Genomic DNA, 661 nt, shown 5'->3' with positions numbered 1-661 from the left:
CGCGATCAGTGAAATGACGAAGGTAGGCGGGAAAGAATCCAGCAAAAAAGCATCCGTCAAGATGATGCAACAATATCTGAATGAGGCACCTTTTCAAACCCTACAGGAAATATTCAGGAAAGCTGGAATAGCTTTCACAAAGAAAGCTGCAAGAAAGGCTATTCCATTTGGTGTTGGCGTAGTCATTGGTTTTTCTGCCAACAAAGGGTTGACCTGGTATGTCGGGACAAAGGCAAGGGATTTTTTCTCGGTGACCGACTCGGTTGTCTGATAATTTATCTGGTTGACGCTATTGACAGACAATCAAACCGTTTTTCACTGTTGAGCGTCTTGCCACAGCAGCGCATATCAGCGAAGAACACGGCGGTAAGGTGTAGAGGGCCATGATCGAGGACGGGTTTGCAGGTGCTTGTACGTGGCCGAATGCAGTTTTTAGGATAAAATATCGTTAATTCCATTGGTAATTCTGATCATGCAGTTGTCTGAATTTACTCAGATACGCTGCGTAACCAGCAAATCCTGCTTATGCATTCTTCAAAAGATTTTGACATCATCGTTGTGGGCGGCGGACATGCCGGGACGGAAGCTGCTCTGGCAGCGGCTCGGACGGGCCGGAAAACATTGCTCTTGACGCAAAATCTGGATACGTTGGGGCAAATGT

Annotated in this window: 1 protein-coding gene and 1 pseudogene; both read left to right on the top strand. The window is 46.7% G+C overall.

Annotation, left to right across the window (positions count from 1 at the left end):
* Window positions 1–271: pseudogene (locus tag SQ11_RS17665) on the top strand (hypothetical protein); the annotation flags it as partial.
* Between the two features lie 254 nt (window positions 272–525).
* The coding region (locus SQ11_RS16980; protein ID WP_156972537.1) for an FAD-dependent oxidoreductase at window positions 526–661 on the top strand (136 nt) is incomplete at its 3' end.

It is taken from the genome of Nitrosospira sp. NpAV, assembly GCF_000832065.1.
In the GTDB taxonomy this organism is placed as follows: Bacteria; Pseudomonadota; Gammaproteobacteria; order Burkholderiales; family Nitrosomonadaceae; genus Nitrosospira.
This window is presented reverse-complemented; position numbering and strand designations above follow the sequence as displayed.